The sequence below is a fragment of the Parasphingorhabdus sp. NYA22 genome (assembly GCF_976973735.1).
Genome location: NZ_OZ333477.1, coordinates 2,258,838 through 2,274,798, shown reverse-complemented (window position 1 = coordinate 2,274,798; position 15,961 = coordinate 2,258,838). Strand labels below are relative to the sequence as shown.

The following is a 15,961-nucleotide window of genomic DNA, read 5'->3' as shown; positions in this document are numbered from 1 at the left end:
TGTATGAATGAAAGACTGGATATCGACTCGATACGAGAATATATTAATCAAAAGATATTGGATTCCGGGCGATCTAGAAGATCAATATCAATCGGTGCAGGATTAACTTCAACAGCTATCAAGGACCTTATGCAGCGTACCGAAGACCCTGGAATTGTAAGAATGTTCAAGATTACTCAAGAATTGGGCATTCCTTTTGAAGAATTTATTAGGAACGTTACGGTTGGAGCCAAATCGGGACTAAGGTGAGGTGATAACTTTATTTAGTAGCCTACACTTTTATAACAGAAGGTAGAAAATAGATCAGGATGAGATTTGCTTCTCATAATATATGCGAAATGAATGAAGTCCTCCTTCGCCAAAGCTTCGGCGGACAGCCTTTCCTCCCCGCGGTTGCTAGACGGCTGGCTTGACAGCCGAATCATTAAGATGGTTGAAAGAAGCCCTTGCATGCGGTGCGGGATTTCTGCGGTCGTCGATCCCCCGGATCGACTTTACTCCGCAAAAATGGTGCCGAATATCCGACTCGAACGGATGACCTACCGCTTACAAGGCGGTTGCTCTACCAGCTGAGCTAATTCGGCATGCACTGGATTTGCTGGGCGCTATTAGCGTCAAACCACGCCAAAGGTCCAGCCCTCTTTTTGCGCGATCTCGTCGGTCATCTCGGGAGGGTTCCAGAGCGAGGGATTGGCCGCTACCTGCTTCATCCACGCTGCGGTTATCAATGCATCGGTACTATGGTCGTCATAACGGGCCAGTCTTGCCGGTGTGGCCGTGTTCAGCCGTGTCAGGGCCTGCTTCAGACCGGCGCGGTCGCGGACCTTGCTGCGTCCTCTGGGCTGGCCGGCGGCCAGAGCGGCAACGGTCGTGTAGATTTCGACGATGGCCGGACCGGAATCGGGAACGGGATCAAATGGCCAGACCGGTATCGCGCCATATAATTGATGCAGCATCCGCATCCCGGTCAGGCTGGATTTCCCGACCTGTGCAGCGCCAACCAGATTAAAGCAACTGGCGCTGTTGGCCTGTCCCGTCGCCCGTTGGTAGCGCTCAACTTCGCGCAAGCGTCCGACGCCGCCCGTGAAAAGATCGCCAACTTGGCCCCCGCCATGACGAAAATGGCGGCTCGCCTGGTGATGGTTCAGAAAACTGGTGACGTTCAAATGCGGATCAGCATCGCACATGGCATCGACGGCACGCCACAAGGCCTTCGCATGGTCGGGGCTTTCGCTCCATTCGGGGAAATAGGCGCCGCGATCATGAAAGGGGAGCGCCATCGACAGGTCAAAGCCGATCAATATGTCCCGTCGGTCTTCTGCAAGACGGAGCAGCCAGTCAAGAACATCAGCCCGAGACCAGCGCGGTTGGGGAGATAACAAGGCGGGAGGTCCGTCCGGACCGATGATCGCTACCGCAATGCCGTCCGGACGCTCGGTCTTGGCACCGGACCAGTCGACACACGCAAAATGGGAGAAGCTTCGCACGAGCCCTCTCTAGCGGATCATAAGGTCAAAAGAAAAGGGCAGGTCCATCGGACCCGCCCTTGTTCATTAATTTTGTCGCCAGTGTCTATTTTTTGACAACTGGTTTCCGGACCGCAGGCTTCGCTGCCGCAGATTGGCGCGCAGCCGGTGCTTTCGGTTTCGGTGGATTGGCGTAGACATCTTCCAACACCTTGCCAGCAACGTGGCGTCCGCCCCAGCCAAAGGCCAGTGCCGCCGCTGCTGCGCCGCCGATGACCAATGCCGTGAAGGCCGTTTGCACGATTTCCTGTCCAACACCCATGAACTGCAGGCCCATGAAGGTGAACAGGATGATCGTTGCATAGCGGACGATCGTCGAAGCCATGCTGCCTTCATCCGTGCCGCCAACAATCTTGGACAACAAGTTGGCGATCAGGAAGCCTACCGCGATCACGATCGAGCCAAAGATAACTCTTCCGCCGAGTTCGAGAACCTGATCAAGGATGGATGTCAGTTCTGCAAATCCGAGCAAGCGCATCGCCGCGATTGCGAAGAACAGCATGATCGCTACCTGGGCAATTCTTGCCAGCACCGACGTCAACGACGTTTTAGCAGGCAGAATTCCTAGAGCTGCAACCGACTGATCGACACCCAGACCTGGCAAGATTTCCGATATGATCTGAACCACAAATTTGCTGATCAGATAGCCGATACCCAGGATGATAGCCGCGCCGATGATGTTCGGAATTGCCGCAAGGATCATACGGAGCATATCGCTGGCCGGTCCTGAAACCGATTCCAGATTCAACGCTTCCAGCGCCAATATCGCGATCGGGATGATGATCAGAACATAGATAATCGTTCCGATCGTCTTGCTGATCGTGGAATTGCCGGTGACCGCATCAATACCGCCACGATTGGCCCATTTGTCGAAATCGACCGTTTGCAAAGCCGTCACGACAAGGTCACGAACGATCCGTGCAACTACCATTCCGATGAAGAATATGATTGCAGCACCCAGCAGATTGGGAACAAAGCCCATGATGCTGTTGAGCAATGTCTGGATTGGGGCGTCGACGCCGCCCAGTCCGAGAACGCGCAGGATGATCAGAAGCCCGAACAGCCAGATCAACAAGGATACAATCTTACCAAGGGATTCGCCTACCGACGTACCAGTAGATGTGTCACGCTGCAGAAACTGCACATTGTCGACAAGCTTGGCAAAAGTCCATTTCGCGGCCTTTGCCAGAACCCAGGTTCCAAGGAGGATGACTAGAGCCAAGCCCAGCTTCTCGCCCCATATCATCATCAGCTCTGTATCCAGAGCATAATTGCCTATTCGCATCCCATCCATGTAGCTTCCCCTATTCCGTTCATTGTTACGCCTGAAACCTTGTTAACACATTTGACGGTGAATAGACAGGAATCAATCTCGGGATAGAAATAGGGCGGCGTAAAAACTGGTAAAGATCAAGAACTTGTAGCCATCTCCACGACAATCCGGCCGATAGCTTCGCGTTTTTCAAGCACCGCCAGCGCCTTGGCTGTATCGGTCAGGGGAAAACGGTGGAAAATATGCGGACGCATTGCGCCATGTGCCGCCAAATCGCTCAGTGCGGCGGCTTGCCGGACGGCGAGTTCGGGATCGCGGCGCGGGCTTTCTCCGGCGCGAACGCCGATCAGGCTATAGGTCTTTATCAACGCATGATTGGCTGGAAAAGACGGGATTTCGCCACTGGCAAAGCCGACAATCAGATAGCGTCCGTTCCAGGCGATCGCTCGCGTGGCCGTCAGCGCCAGGTCACCGCCGACCGGATCGTAGACGACGTCCACGCCTTTGCCATCGGTCAACGCCTTGACCTTTGTCGCGAGGCTCTCGTCCGCTGGATCAAGTAGATGATCAGCCCCTGCTTCCCTGATGGCCTCTCGCTTGGCCTCACTTGAACCGGTGCCGATGACCATCGCGCCGATATGCTTGGCCATCTTGACGGCCGCCATGCCGACGCCGCCACTGGCACCGAGAATGAAAACGGATTCTCCCGCCTGCAGATGCCCCCGCTCGACCAGAGCGTGCCAGGCGGTCGATGCGCCGGTTTGCCAGCAGGCGCCTTCGCTGAAGGAAAGAGCCGGGGGCAGGGGAGAGACTGCCGCCGCATTGACAATCCATTGCTCCGCCAGCGCGCCGCCCTTGCCGCCGGCCATGACGCGGTCGCCGGGTTTGACGCTGTCTACATCAGCTGCAACCTCGATCACCTCTCCCGAAGCTTCCAGTCCGGGGATGAATGGTGGATCGGGGCGGAACTGATATTTGCCTTGGGTCATCAGGAGGTCGGGAAAGTTCAAACCCGCCGCGTGGACCTTGATCCGGACTTCTCCCGTTTGCAGAGGAACCGCATCCTGTTCGATTATCCGGATGGACGAGGGGCCGGTCAGCTCTGTGCAAACCGCTGCATTATATCTGGAGTTCATTATTTTGCCGCTTCTACAAGGTCTTTGGTAAAGGCTTCGATATCAAAGCGATTGTCGCCGGTATCATAGCCACGCCGGACAATTACGAGATCCAGCGAGGGGATGATCACCAGATATTGGCCACGATTGCCAAAGCCTGCAAATGCGTCTTTCGGTATTCCCTCGGAATTGTTCATCAGCCAGAATGTCGCGCCATAGCCAAAATTGCGCGCTTCTGGTTGAGGTCCAGATGGGGTGCTGACAAAATTCCGCCAGTTTTCGGGGAGCAGGCGCTCGCCGTTCCAGACGCCGTTGTTCAGATAAAGCAATCCCAATCGTCCCAGATCCCGCGCTGTGGTCCACACCTGACTGGAGAGGATATAATTGTCCTGCCAGTCGGTCTCGGCATAGGTCCGCGTCATGCCGAGCTTCTGGAAGAAGCCAAAGGGATCGAAATCAGGATGTTGCGCGCGCGTCGCGTGTACGGCTAGCAACGTGTCGTTATTGGCGTAGCGAAAACGCGTTTCCGGATTGTAGAGCAAAGGCCAGATGGTTGCCCGCTCCGTTACGGTTGCACCGCCCATGTAAAGCGCATCGGTGCGATTGCCGGCGGTGTCGCTGACCAGACCGCTGCTCATCCGCATCAATTGATTGATGGTGAGTGACGCGCGGGGATCGCCCGGCCTTTGCCATTCCGCGATTTCCACCGGAGCATTTATATCGACCGTCTTTTGCTGGACAGAATGTCCAATCAAAGTGCCGGCAAGGGATTTTGCGACGGACCAGGTCCGTTGTGCCGTGTGCAGGTCATGGCCTTGTTTATAGGCTTCCGCGTGGATTTTACCATTTTTGATGATCAGCACAGCACTGGTTTTTCCGCCATATTGATCCGTCCGGAATGCGCGTTCGGCCGCGTTTTCAACGGTGGTGGACTGGCGAGCAGATGTTGTCGCCGCATCTCGATCACCGATTGGCCACGGCTGATCATCAACAAGCGTCCGTTCCTCTGTCGGCATCACTTTCTCGGACTCGTCGAAACCGATCGGCATCGATGTACACCCGCTCTGGCTGTTCCAGATCGCCATGCGCGGCGGAACATCATCAGCAAAGCGGACGCGAACCCGTCGCGCTTTTTCATCCACTTCTTCAGCCAGTGTAGGGACGATCTCTGCGACCCGGTCATATATGCCGGTAAGTTCGTCCGACTTGATATCTTCTAGTGATTTTCCGCCGTTCCACAGACCCGAGCAGATGAATTGTGCTTTATAGCCGGCTGCCAGAGCCCGGTCATAGCGCGTCGTTTCATCTTCCTGTGCCAAGGCGCTGGTGGAAAACAACGCACCGACGACGCAAAGACTAGCCAGTTTTTTCCGCACGCAATTTCTCCCAATAATCCAGCCGCTCGCGAATCTTGTGTTCAAAGCCACGATCTACAGGCTGGTAAAAATGTTGCGGCTGCATCTCTTCCGGCCAGTAATTATCGCCCGAAAATCCGTCATCACTTTCATGATCATAGCTATAGCCTGCGCCATAGCCAATTTCCTTCATCAGCTTGGTCGGGGCATTGAGAATATTTTGCGGTGGCATCAGCGAGCCGGTATCTCGCGCAGATTTCCATGAGGCTTTCTGGGCCTTGTACGCAGCATTAGATTTTGGCGCAGTCGCGCAATAGAGGCAGGCTTGGACAATGGCCAGTTCGCCTTCGGGACTACCTAGAAACTCGTAAGCCTGTTTCGCAGCAAGAGCCTGCACCAGCGCCTGCGGATCGGCCATGCCGATATCCTCGCTGGCAAAGCGCACAATCCGGCGGAGGAGAAATAGCGGCTGCTCGCCCGCCACCAGCATCCTTGCCAGATAGTAAAGCGATGCCTGGGGGTCGGATCCGCGCAAGGCTTTGTGCAGCGCCGAGATCAGATTATAGTGACCCTCGCGATCCTTGTCGTAGACCGCCATCCGGCGATGCAGGATTTTTGCCAGTTGGGACGGATCGAGCGGATCTTTGATATCGAGCGAAAACAGCGTTTCGGCCTGATTGAGCAGAAACCGGCCGTCGCCGTCGGCGCTGGCTATCAGCGCTTCTTTTGCATCGACGGTTAGCGGGAGGATCTTGTTTTCGATTGTTTCCGCTTTTTCCAATAGCTGACCCAGGGCTGCGGTATCGAGGCGGTTGAGGATCAGCACCTGCGCACGGCTCAGCAGAGCAGCATTGAGTTCAAAGGACGGGTTCTCGGTCGTGGCGCCGACCAGCACCACCGTGCCGCGCTCAACATAAGGCAGGAAGCTGTCCTGCTGCGACCGATTGAAGCGGTGGATTTCGTCGACAAACAGCAGGGTAGCCTTGCCGGACTGGAACCGCATATCGGCTTCGGCAAAGACTTTCTTCAGTTCCGCAACCCCGGAAAAGACCGCCGATATTGCCTTGAAATGCAATTCCGTCTGATCGGCCAACAAACGAGCAAGGCTGGTCTTGCCTGTACCGGGTGGCCCCCACAGTATGATCGAGGACAGCCTGCCGGCGGCGATCATTCTTCCGATCGTGCCTTCTGCGCCGACAAGATGATCCTGCCCGACGATTTCGCTAAGCAGGCGAGGGCGCAAGCGGTCTGCCAAAGGCGCGTCCGGCGTGCCTTCTGTCTCGCGCTGCTCGTCATTTCCGTCGTCAAACAGACCCTGCATATCTAGCGGACAGCCGCTTGCTTGATCGGACCATGGCCGGCCTGCCGCTGGCGGACCAGTCGCATATAGGTCTGCGCAACAGCATTGTTGATCTGGTCCCAGCTATATTCCTCTGCACGCCGTTCCCCGGCAGAGCCATGGGAGTTGCGCAGATCGATATTCTCGCAATAGAGTTGCAGCGCGTCTGCAAATCCGCGGACCGCTCCGGGTGTGACCAGCTTGCCGGATTCGTTGTTCTTGACGAGGCTTTGGCTACCCGTGGCCTTGGCCGCCACTACCGGCAATCCGCAGGCCATGGCCTCCAGCGTGACATTGCCGAAAGTTTCGGTAATCGACGGGTTGAACAGCATATCCATGCTGGCAACCGCTCGGCCGAGATCCCTGCCTTGCTGGAACCCGACGAAAATGGCACCGGGAATTCTGTCTTCGAACCACTGTTTGGCTGGCCCTTCACCGATAACGATCACTTTGTGTGCCACTTTGCGGCGATTGAGTTCGTCGATTGCATCGGAAAAGACATCGAGGCCTTTTTCCATCACCAGCCGTCCGAGAAAACCGATTACGGGTACGTCGTCTTCGATGCCCAATGATTGCCGCCACGCCAGATCACGGCGTTCGGAATTGAATATGTCACGGTCGACGCCGCGAGACCAGATCCCGACGTCATAGTTCATCCGTTGGTCGCGCAAAACCTGGGCCATCGATTCCGACGGTGCCACCAGCGCGTCGCAACGGCGGTACAGGCGGCGCAATATCGCCTCGATTACCGGCTCCAGAAAAGCGAGATTATAATAGCGGGGATAGGTTTCGAACCGGGTGTGGACGGAGGCGAGTACGGGAATATTCTGGCGACGGGCCCAGGATACCATCTTGTGGCCCACCCGGTCAGGGCTCGAAATCTGCATGATATTGGGATTGAACGCCGCGAGATCCTTGCGAATATCGCTGGAAATACGGGTTGGAAAGCGATATTCGCCGCGCCCGGGAAAGGCGACGGATGGCACGCTGATCAGATCACCGGTGGGTTCAAAAGCCGGCGTATCAGTGGTCGGAGAATAGACCCGGACCGCGGCTCCCTGACGCAGCAAATAGTCGACCAGCCGGTTTAGCGCCTGGTTGGCGCCGTCGCGCACGAAATTATAATTGCCGCTATAAAGAGCAATGCGAAGGTCACTGATTTCCATCAGCGCCTTGAAGCATAGTCAGCAGTAAATTGCCAATATGAACTTGATCGGTTAGCAGTCTGATATGATACAGACTCGCCTCGACCAGTTGCTGATCGGCACGCCAAAAATATTTCGCGAAGATGGCGAAATGAGCGCAATTGCCAAAAAGTCGACGGATGATAGCCTGATGCTGGGGTTCGAGGGCCTCGAAGGAAATCAGGTTGGCGATCCGCTGCGCCATGGCGGCCGTGACAAGGCTGTGCATCTCTATCCGGCTGAACATTATGCCTTCTGGCAGGATAAATATCGTGATGTGGATCTGTTGAGCCAGGCTGGCGCGTTTGGAGAAAACTTCAGCTGCACAGGATTGACCGAAGATCGGCTTTGCCTCGGCGATATTTTCCGCTTGGGTGAGGCGCTGATCCAATGCAGTCATGCTAGACAGCCGTGCTGGAAACTCAATCACCGCTTTGGCAAACCCGATGTTCTGAAAACCGTGATGAAGACCGGAAAATCAGGTAGCTATTTTCGCGTGTTGGAAACCGGTAAAGTGCGGGCAGGGGACGAGTTCGTCCAGCAGGACCGCCCGCTTCCCGAATGGCCGCTGGACCGGGTCTTTGGGTTGATTATCGGCGGCCAGCACAAGGGGCGAGACACCGAACTCAGAGCATTGTCGGAAAACCCTCTGCTTGCTGAAAACTGGCGGCTGCGGGCAGAACAACTCGCCCAATCTTGACTGGCTTACGCGCGGACCTGCTTCGGCGGGTGCAAACGCAGTTTTGTCACGCGGCGATCATCGGCTTTGGTAATTTCCAATATCCAGCCGCTGGGATGTTCGAGCTTCTCGCCGACTGTGGGAATATGACCTGCCAGCACGAAGCACAGACCACCGATTGTATCGACATCCTCGTCGATAATTTCGAGCGCCGGATCAATTGCATCACCGACTTCGTCCAGTTCGGCTCTGGCATCCGCTTCCCAGATACCATCGTCCAGTTTGACCAGCATCGGCACCGGCTCGTCATCATGTTCGTCTTCAATCTCGCCGGTGATTTCCTCGACAATATCCTCGATTGTGACGAGACCTTCGGTGCCGTTATATTCGTCGAATATAATCGCCAGATGGGTGCGGGTGGCGCGCATTTCGGCGAGCAAGTCCAATACGCCCATCGATTCAGGGACGAAGCGAGGCTGCCGCAGAAACGGTGTTATATCATCGGGATGCTTGCCGCCCTTGGCGACGATCGCGAAGATATCCTTGATGTGGATCATGCCGACAATATTGTCGAGATTATCGCGGTAGACCGGGATGCGGCTGTGGCCGTGCTCGGAAAAAATGTCGACAAAATCGCTGAACGGAGAGCTTTCCTCAATGGCGATCATGTCGGCGCGCGGTACCGCTATGTCATCGACCCGATGCTCGCTGAAATGTAGCATGTTGCGCAGCATTTCCAGTTCGAGCGACGATACGTCCGGCTGATTATTGGGATCGGCCTCGGCGTCGCTTTCATGATCGTCGATGACTTCTTCGATCTGCGCGCGCAGGCTATTGTCTTCGTTATTGCCGAACAGCAGAGCCTTCAGGCTCTGCCATATTCGTCCAGGCTCGTCATCTTCCTTGGACTGGTTGCTGCTGCGAGCCGTACCCGTCACACTGTCATTATCAACGTCGGTCATTCTATTTCTTGATTACCTGCTTTACGCTTGTTCTGAATAAGGGTTGGCAATTCCCAGCGTTGCCAATGCATTGATTTCGCAATTTTCCATCAAAGCTGCATCTATCTCGTTTTCGTGATCATAACCTAGCAAATGCAGCGTCCCGTGCACAATCAAATGTGTAACATGCGTGGATATGGCAATATTCTTTGCCGCTGCTTCGTCGAGGCAGGTCTCGTAAGCCAGGATTATATCCCCCAGCAGGGCCTCGCCATCGTCGGTATTGGCCAGGGTTTCGAGCAGATCTGGCTGAATCTGGGGAAAAGACAGCACGTTGGTCGGCTTGTCCTTGCCGCGATAGGCATTATTCAGGGTCCGGACTTCGGCATTGTCGGAGAGCTTGACGCTAAGCTCCATTTCAAAATTCCGGGCCAGTAGATCGGCATGGGATGACGCCGTGATCGCAGCCTTGGCCGCACGCGCTGCCAAGTCCGTCCAATCCTGTTTCTGGTCCCATCGGGAAGATGCGGTCAGTTCAGTCTGGAGCATCTTTGCCTTCATAGGCTTCGACAATTTTGCCGACCAAAGGATGGCGCACAACATCGCTCGCGCCAAATTCGACTACGCTGACTCGCTCGATATTCTGCAATTTGGATACGGCGTCGGCCAGACCGGAAGTGGCTTCGCGCGGCAAATCGACCTGCTTGGGATCTCCGCAAATCACCATCCGGCTGTTCATGCCGAAACGGGTCAGAAACATTTTCATCTGCGCGGCGGTTGTGTTCTGGGCCTCGTCGAGAATGACAAAGGCATCGGACAGGGTGCGCCCGCGCATGAAGGCGATCGGAGCGATTTCGATTTCGCCGCTTTCTATGCGTCTTTCCACCTGTTCGGCGGGAAGCGTGTCATAGAGCGCATCGTAAAGAGGGCGTAGAAACGGATCGACTTTTTCCTTCAGATCGCCCGGAAGAAAACCGATTTTCTCGCCCGCTTCGACAGCAGGGCGCGACAGAATAAGCCTGTCCACAGAGCCGCTCACCAGTTGGGATACCGCCTGCGCCACTGCGAGATAGGTTTTGCCGGTCCCTGCAGGGCCAAGGGCAAAAATCATGTCATCGCGGGCGAGGGCTTCCATATAATGGGCCTGCCGTACAGAGCGCGGGAAAATCGTTTTCTTGCGCGTGCGGATCATCACCTTGGGCGCATCGGCGACATCATTTTTCTCGGTCTTCACGTCGGGTGTGGATTGGTTCGCTGCTTTTGCCACGCGCGGATCTGCTGCCATTGCGATAATCGCTTCGACTGCACCGGCATCAATATCCTGCCCTTGCTCGAGTCGATTATATATGCCGGTCAGCACAACACGCGCTTGAGACACGGCTTCTTCCTCGCCTTCTATCTTCAGTTTCGTCCCGCGGGCAGCGATATAGACACCAAGCCGGTTTTCGATCGCCACGATATTCCGGTCATATTCGCCAAACAGATCGCCCAGTATCTGCGGATCGTCAAATTCCAGATCCACGGTGGTGAGCTTTCCGGTCGTTCCGGCTTTCGTTTTTTGGACCATCAGGCAGCGAGTCTTTCTTTGATCTGGCCGGTCAGACTATTGGGACCGGCCTGGGTGATTTCAACGTCGACCAAATCGCCGATTTGCAGGTCGGGCGAAATGATATGTACCGATTGCAGCCATGGCGTCTTGCCAATCAACTGGCCTTCCAGCTTGCCCTGCCGCTCGAGCAGGATATCCGTCGTCCGGCCCACGGTCTGCTGATTGAATGCATATTGCTGCTCGTTCAGCAAGGCCTGCAATCTTTGTAGCCGTTCATCCATCACTTCTGGTGCGATCTGTTCGTCCATTCCTGCTGCGGGCGTGCCCGGACGCGGGGAATATTTGAACGAGAAGGCTTGGGAATAATTGGCTTCGCGGACAATCTGCAGCGTTTCTTCAAAATCCTGATCGGTTTCACCCGGGAAGCCGACGATGAAATCGCCTGACAAGGCAATATCCGGACGCACTTTGCGCATCTGATCGAGAATATCGAGATAGCTTTGCGCGCTATGCGAGCGGTTCATCGCTTTCAGTATCCGGTCACTGCCGGATTGTACCGGCAGATGCAGGAATGGCATAAGCTTGGCGACTTCGCCATGGGCAGCAACCAGGCCTTCGGTCATGTCATTCGGATGACTGGTCATATAGCGGATGCGCTTCAGGCCAGAAATTTTGTCGAGCGCGCGGATCAGGCCATCGAGACCCTGATGTTGGCCCTTGTCATCCTCGCCGGTCCAGGCGTTGACATTCTGGCCGAGCAGCGTGATTTCGTACGCGCCGCCATCGACCAGTGCCTTTGCTTCATTGACCAGATCCGTCCACGGGCGCGAAATTTCAGCGCCGCGGGTGTAGGGAACCACACAATAAGTACAGAATTTGTCGCAGCCTTCCTGCACGGTCAGGAAGGCCGTTGGCCGTGCCTGTTTGCCGCGCGATGGCAAGACATCGAATTTTGAAATGGCGGGCATGTCGGTGTCGAGCGCCTTCTTGCCCGATTTTGCTGTTTCCATCAGTTCCGGCAGCCGGTGATAGGCCTGCGGCCCGACAACGATATCGACGCTGGGAGCGCGGCGGGAGATTTCCTTTCCCTCGGCCTGGGCGACGCAACCGGCAACAGCGATCATCGGGCTGGTGCCGTCTTTTCTGCGCAACCGTCCGATATCCGAATAGACTTTGTCGACCGCCTTCTCCCTGATGTGGCATGTGTTCAGCACCACCAGATCCGCGTCCTCACCATTTTCGGCGGCGCTCATGCCCTGATCGACGAGCAATTCGGACATGCGCTCGCCGTCATAGACATTCATCTGGCAGCCAAAGGATTTGATGTGGAATTTTTTAAGATTAGCCTGGGTCATAGAGCGCGCCTATACAATGGGTTTGCCCCCCAGGGAAGCTGAAAGCGGTTCGACAATACGTCGTCTCGCCTCGGCTGCGATGTCTTTTCGGGAAGAATAATGGTCCGGATCGAAGGGCTCGAGGAAATGTACTTCAACTAGAAAACTGCTGCGCCGGGTGAGCAGTCGCCAGGCATTTGCCTGAGCGGTTTCTTCGCCGGTCCAGCTGACTTCATGGGCATTGTTCCCATAATTCAGAAATATCGGTTGTACCAATATGCCGGGGGGAGGCGGTTCCAGCACTTTCAGCAGCGGTGCCTTGAATGGCAGCAGGGTGGAGCCGTCGGTCGTGGTGCCCTCCGGAAAGATCGTGATTGCCCAGGTTTCCTCAAGTGCATCGCGCAACTGATTGATCTGCTGGGCTATACCCATCCGGTCCGATCGCGAGACAAAGACCGTATCATTGAGCCGGCAGAGCCAGCCGATAATCGGCCAGTTGCTGATTTCTTCCTTGGAAACAAAGGCGGTGCCACTGTGGCCACCGAGAATCGCAATATCCACCCAGGACAGATGATTGGATATGAAGAAGACATCCCGCTTGATCGGGGTGCCAATGATATTGACTCGCGCACCGCAGGCGAAGGCTGCGATCTTGAGAAAGGTCCGCGGCCAAGGATTGGACAGTCCCAGCAGTCGCCACAGGTAATAAAAGGGAATGCAGACAATCAATGCTGAGAACAGCAGGACTATCCGGAGTGCGAATCTCAAATAACCCATTGGTGACGCTCCGTCCCACAGCCGATATGCCATTGGCTGGGTGTCACAAGGCCTTGCCTCCGGGTCGGGGTCAGGCACTTCAGGTTTTTCTGGCGAGAGATACGCCATATAGCTCCATGCGATGGTCAACCAGCCGATAGCCCAGTTTCTCTGCAATTTGTTTTTGCAGCGCTTCAAGTTCCGGATCGACAAATTCGATGACTTTTCCGGTTTCGACATCGATTAGATGATCGTGATGGGCTTCCGGTACCGCTTCATAGCGCGCCCGTCCGTCGCCGAAGTCGTGACGATCCAATATGCCGGCTTCTTCAAACAGCCGAACCGTCCGGTAGACGGTCGCTATTGAAATGCGGGAATCCACTGCTGAAGCGCGTTCGTGCAGAGTCTCGACGTCGGGATGATCCTCGGCATCGGATATCACACGGGCGATCACGCGACGCTGGTCGGTGATGCGGAGCCCTTTTTCAGCACATAGTGCTTCAAGATCAATTTTTTGCGGCATGGACCCTTTCCGTTACGCTGGGGAAGACTCTATGCGGGGTGCAGGATATTGCAAAGGGAAAATTGCGGCAAGCTTGCCGCAATTTTCCAAATCCAGTGCAATAAGAAATCAGTCTAGTTCTTTTTACCCTTTTTCTTGCCGAGGCCGATGGCCTTTGCAAGCTGCCGGCGCTTTTCCGCATAATTGGGAGCGACCATCGGATAGTCGTTGGGCAGCCCCCATTTTGCGCGATAATCCTCAGGCGTCATGCCGTAATGGGTCATCAGGTGGCGCTTCAGCATTTTCAGCTTCTTGCCATCTTCCAGACAGACAACATAATCCGGCTTTATCGATGCTTTGATCGGAACCGCAGGCTCAGGACGGGCCTGTTCCGCTGCTTGTCCCGAAAGGGAAGCGAGTGCTCCATGAACACTGCTAATGATAAGCGGCAAATCGGATACCGCAACGCTGTTATTGCTGACATGTGCAGCAACAATGTCTGAAGTGAGCGTAATCAACGTCTCATTCAGAGCAATTTCTTCCTCTGTCATAATTTAATACCTTTGTGCGACCATTATTATTATATTGCATATTTTGCGCGCTGGTATTTACACGAACGGTCAACCGCTGCAACAGTCAAACTCATGATACATTTGTTTAGACGGTTAATATCGCTTTGTAAGTAACCGCATCGAATTTTTCCATATTGAGGCCGGTATAATAGGCCTTGCGTAATCCAATCCTCTGGAAGCCGAATTTACTATAGAGTTTTCCCGCCGGATTATCCGCTCTCATTTCCAGGAAAACCGCTACAACGCCGTGGTTTAGCGCCGATTGCAGCATATGTTCGAGTAAACGGTAGCCTACGCTCTGTCCCTGGCAGACAGGCGAAACCGCTATCATCAGAAGCTCTTCTTCATCCGCGGCCTGTCGGCTGATGAGAAAGCCGCAGACCATGTCTTTGCGTTCTGCAATCAATAGTCTCGCATTAGGCATAGAAAGCATCGATCGGCACTGATGGTGGTTCCATCCTTCGCCATAAGTCTTTGGAAAGGCATGTTCCATGACATGCATCACGTCGCTCAAGTCGCTCAGATCACCGGGCCGGATAGCCACCGGGTCAACGCCATTATCATCCCACGAGCTTTGGCGAGTGGCCATCGCTCAGGCCGTTTTCGCAGGCTGGGCGTCTGGTTTGCGCCCGTAATTCGGTTTGGCAGGCATATTTTTCATAGCGGCATCCACTAAAGAGATATGAGCGGCATTTGGCAATATCGGAAAATGCTTTTTGCCTCCGACCAGTGCCGCCAGTTCCGCCGCAGCGGATCCGGCTATCACATCAGCCTCGACCTGGCTCGCGGCCTGTTCGGGCGTGAGCGAGGCGAATTCGTTCGACGGTTCGCCACTTCCGGAAAAATTCTGCACGAAATACTCGCCATGGCCGGCCAGCATCGCGACGCAGACCGGTTGAGGTTCGTTCAGTTGTTCCAGAGCTTGCGCCGCAACCAGAGCGAGGCAGCTATATCCATGAATTTTTGCACCCCAGGCCAAAGCAAGGGCCTGTGCTGCGGAAATACCGATGCGGACACCGGTAAAACTACCGGGGCCGCAATCGACCAGAATCTTGTCCGCTCTGCCGCGTTCCGGAAGCTGCGCGATTGCCGGGATCAGCTTTTCCGCATGGCCGCGACCAATCTCGGCATAGTCCGAGGCGATCAGGGCGCCATCCTCGAACAGCGCAACGGAACATGCGATGCTGGCCGTGTCGATCGCGAGAAGGCGCTCGCCCATCAACTCGTCAGATCAGACTGTTGAATTTGTCGAACTCCGGGCGCGGACTGCGGTCAAAAATGGTCGCCGGATCGCCATAGCCCAAAGTCGAAATGAAGTTGGATTTGACATTGGGCTGGTCGCCGAAAAATTCCTTGTCGACAGCGTCATTGTCAAAGCCTGACATCGGGCCGGTATCGAGCCCAAGAGCGCGGGCAGCCAGAATAAAATAGGCACCCTGCAACGAACTGTTGCGCATCGCGTGCACCTTGCGGGCCTCAGCATCGCCTTCGAACCAGCTTTTGGCGTCTGCGTGCGGAAAGAGTTCCGGAAGATGCTCGTGGAAATCCTGATCCATGCCGATGATGACCGCAACCGGTGCCTTGCGGATTTTGTCCTGATTGCCTTCCGAGGAGATGTTGGCCAGCTGGTCGCGTGATTGCTGGCTATGGCACCAGATCAGACGGGCAGGCAGCATATTGGCGCTCGTTGGCCCCATTTTCATCAGGTTCCAGATAGCATGCAACTGCTCCACCGAAACCGGTTTGTCGTGATAGCCGTTATAGGTGCGGGCTTCGAGAAACAGCTGGTCCAGCGCCGCTTGACCGAGTGGAGAATTCATTAAACTGCCTTTGGTT

At 55.2% G+C, this 15,961-nt stretch carries 18 protein-coding genes and 1 tRNA gene; 2 read left to right on the top strand and 17 right to left on the bottom strand.

The window, feature by feature from the left end:
• The first annotated feature begins 3 nt into the window (after positions 1-3).
• A complete protein-coding gene (locus tag ACWFTY_RS10985; RefSeq protein WP_447524266.1) occupies positions 4-249 on the top strand; it encodes a hypothetical protein in 246 nt (81 codons plus the stop codon).
• 259 nt (positions 250-508) lie between these two features.
• Here ACWFTY_RS10985 and ACWFTY_RS10980 read toward each other — a convergent pair.
• From ACWFTY_RS10980 to ACWFTY_RS10950, 7 genes are all read right to left on the bottom strand, one after another.
• Positions 509-584: transfer RNA gene (locus tag ACWFTY_RS10980), tRNA-Thr, on the bottom strand.
• Between the two features lie 30 nt (positions 585-614).
• The gene (locus tag ACWFTY_RS10975) at positions 615-1,487 is read right to left on the bottom strand and encodes a hypothetical protein (protein WP_447524265.1); all 873 of its coding nucleotides are present in this window, start codon (positions 1,485-1,487) and stop codon (positions 615-617) included.
• 85 nt (positions 1,488-1,572) lie between these two features.
• Positions 1,573-2,811 (bottom strand): mechanosensitive ion channel, encoded by a 1,239-nt coding sequence (locus tag ACWFTY_RS10970; RefSeq protein WP_447524264.1) that lies wholly within the window; start codon positions 2,809-2,811, stop codon positions 1,573-1,575.
• A gap of 125 nt (positions 2,812-2,936) precedes the next feature.
• Positions 2,937-3,935, bottom strand: coding sequence for an NADPH:quinone oxidoreductase family protein (locus ACWFTY_RS10965; protein ID WP_447524263.1), 999 nt, complete (start codon positions 3,933-3,935; stop codon positions 2,937-2,939).
• The gene (locus tag ACWFTY_RS10960) at positions 3,935-5,290 is read right to left on the bottom strand and encodes a serine hydrolase domain-containing protein (protein WP_447524262.1); all 1,356 of its coding nucleotides are present in this window, start codon (positions 5,288-5,290) and stop codon (positions 3,935-3,937) included. Before ACWFTY_RS10960 ends, ACWFTY_RS10965 begins: the two co-directional genes overlap by 1 nt.
• On the bottom strand, positions 5,271-6,590 hold the full coding sequence (locus ACWFTY_RS10955) for a replication-associated recombination protein A (RefSeq protein ID WP_447524261.1): 1,320 nt from the start codon (positions 6,588-6,590) through the stop codon (positions 5,271-5,273). Before ACWFTY_RS10955 ends, ACWFTY_RS10960 begins: the two co-directional genes overlap by 20 nt.
• Before the next feature lie 2 nt (positions 6,591-6,592).
• Entirely contained in the window at positions 6,593-7,774 is a 1,182-nt protein-coding gene (locus ACWFTY_RS10950; RefSeq protein ID WP_447524260.1) for a glycosyltransferase family 4 protein, read from the bottom strand.
• 64 nt (positions 7,775-7,838) lie between these two features.
• Between ACWFTY_RS10950 and ACWFTY_RS10945 the strand changes: the two genes are divergently transcribed.
• Positions 7,839-8,492 (top strand): MOSC domain-containing protein, encoded by a 654-nt coding sequence (locus ACWFTY_RS10945; protein ID WP_447524259.1) that lies wholly within the window; start codon positions 7,839-7,841, stop codon positions 8,490-8,492.
• 5 nt (positions 8,493-8,497) lie between these two features.
• On the opposite strand, the gene ACWFTY_RS10940 is transcribed toward ACWFTY_RS10945, so the two are convergent.
• From ACWFTY_RS10940 to ACWFTY_RS10895, 10 genes are all read right to left on the bottom strand, one after another.
• Positions 8,498-9,433, bottom strand: a complete 936-nt coding sequence (locus ACWFTY_RS10940; RefSeq protein WP_447524258.1) for a hemolysin family protein — start codon at positions 9,431-9,433, stop codon at positions 8,498-8,500.
• Between the two features lie 21 nt (positions 9,434-9,454).
• Positions 9,455-9,961 (bottom strand): rRNA maturation RNase YbeY, encoded by a 507-nt coding sequence (gene ybeY / locus ACWFTY_RS10935; protein ID WP_447524257.1) that lies wholly within the window; start codon positions 9,959-9,961, stop codon positions 9,455-9,457.
• Positions 9,948-10,979, bottom strand: a complete 1,032-nt coding sequence (locus ACWFTY_RS10930) for a PhoH family protein (RefSeq protein WP_447524256.1) — start codon at positions 10,977-10,979, stop codon at positions 9,948-9,950. The genes ybeY and ACWFTY_RS10930 overlap by 14 nt, the downstream gene beginning before the upstream one ends.
• Positions 10,979-12,316, bottom strand: a complete 1,338-nt coding sequence (gene miaB, locus ACWFTY_RS10925) for a tRNA (N6-isopentenyl adenosine(37)-C2)-methylthiotransferase MiaB (RefSeq protein ID WP_447524255.1) — start codon at positions 12,314-12,316, stop codon at positions 10,979-10,981. The genes ACWFTY_RS10930 and miaB overlap by 1 nt, the downstream gene beginning before the upstream one ends.
• A 9-nt stretch (positions 12,317-12,325) precedes the next feature.
• Positions 12,326-13,072 carry a lysophospholipid acyltransferase family protein gene (locus tag ACWFTY_RS10920; RefSeq protein ID WP_447524254.1) on the bottom strand — a complete coding sequence of 249 codons (747 nt, stop codon included), beginning with the start codon at positions 13,070-13,072 and terminating at the stop codon, positions 12,326-12,328.
• A 79-nt stretch (positions 13,073-13,151) separates the two neighbouring features.
• The gene (locus tag ACWFTY_RS10915) at positions 13,152-13,574 is read right to left on the bottom strand and encodes a Fur family transcriptional regulator (RefSeq protein ID WP_447524253.1); all 423 of its coding nucleotides are present in this window, start codon (positions 13,572-13,574) and stop codon (positions 13,152-13,154) included.
• A gap of 113 nt (positions 13,575-13,687) precedes the next feature.
• The gene (locus ACWFTY_RS10910; RefSeq protein ID WP_447524252.1) at positions 13,688-14,104 is read right to left on the bottom strand and encodes a MucR family transcriptional regulator; all 417 of its coding nucleotides are present in this window, start codon (positions 14,102-14,104) and stop codon (positions 13,688-13,690) included.
• Positions 14,105-14,210: 106 nt separating this feature from the next.
• Complete coding sequence (gene rimI, locus ACWFTY_RS10905; RefSeq protein ID WP_447524251.1) at positions 14,211-14,714, bottom strand: ribosomal protein S18-alanine N-acetyltransferase; 504 nt, start codon at positions 14,712-14,714, stop codon at positions 14,211-14,213.
• A 3-nt stretch (positions 14,715-14,717) separates the two neighbouring features.
• Positions 14,718-15,344 (bottom strand): tRNA (adenosine(37)-N6)-threonylcarbamoyltransferase complex dimerization subunit type 1 TsaB, encoded by a 627-nt coding sequence (tsaB, locus tag ACWFTY_RS10900; RefSeq protein WP_447524250.1) that lies wholly within the window; start codon positions 15,342-15,344, stop codon positions 14,718-14,720.
• Positions 15,345-15,351: 7 nt separating this feature from the next.
• Positions 15,352-15,945 carry a malonic semialdehyde reductase gene (locus ACWFTY_RS10895; RefSeq protein WP_447524249.1) on the bottom strand — a complete coding sequence of 198 codons (594 nt, stop codon included), beginning with the start codon at positions 15,943-15,945 and terminating at the stop codon, positions 15,352-15,354.
• Positions 15,946-15,961 lie beyond the last annotated feature (16 nt).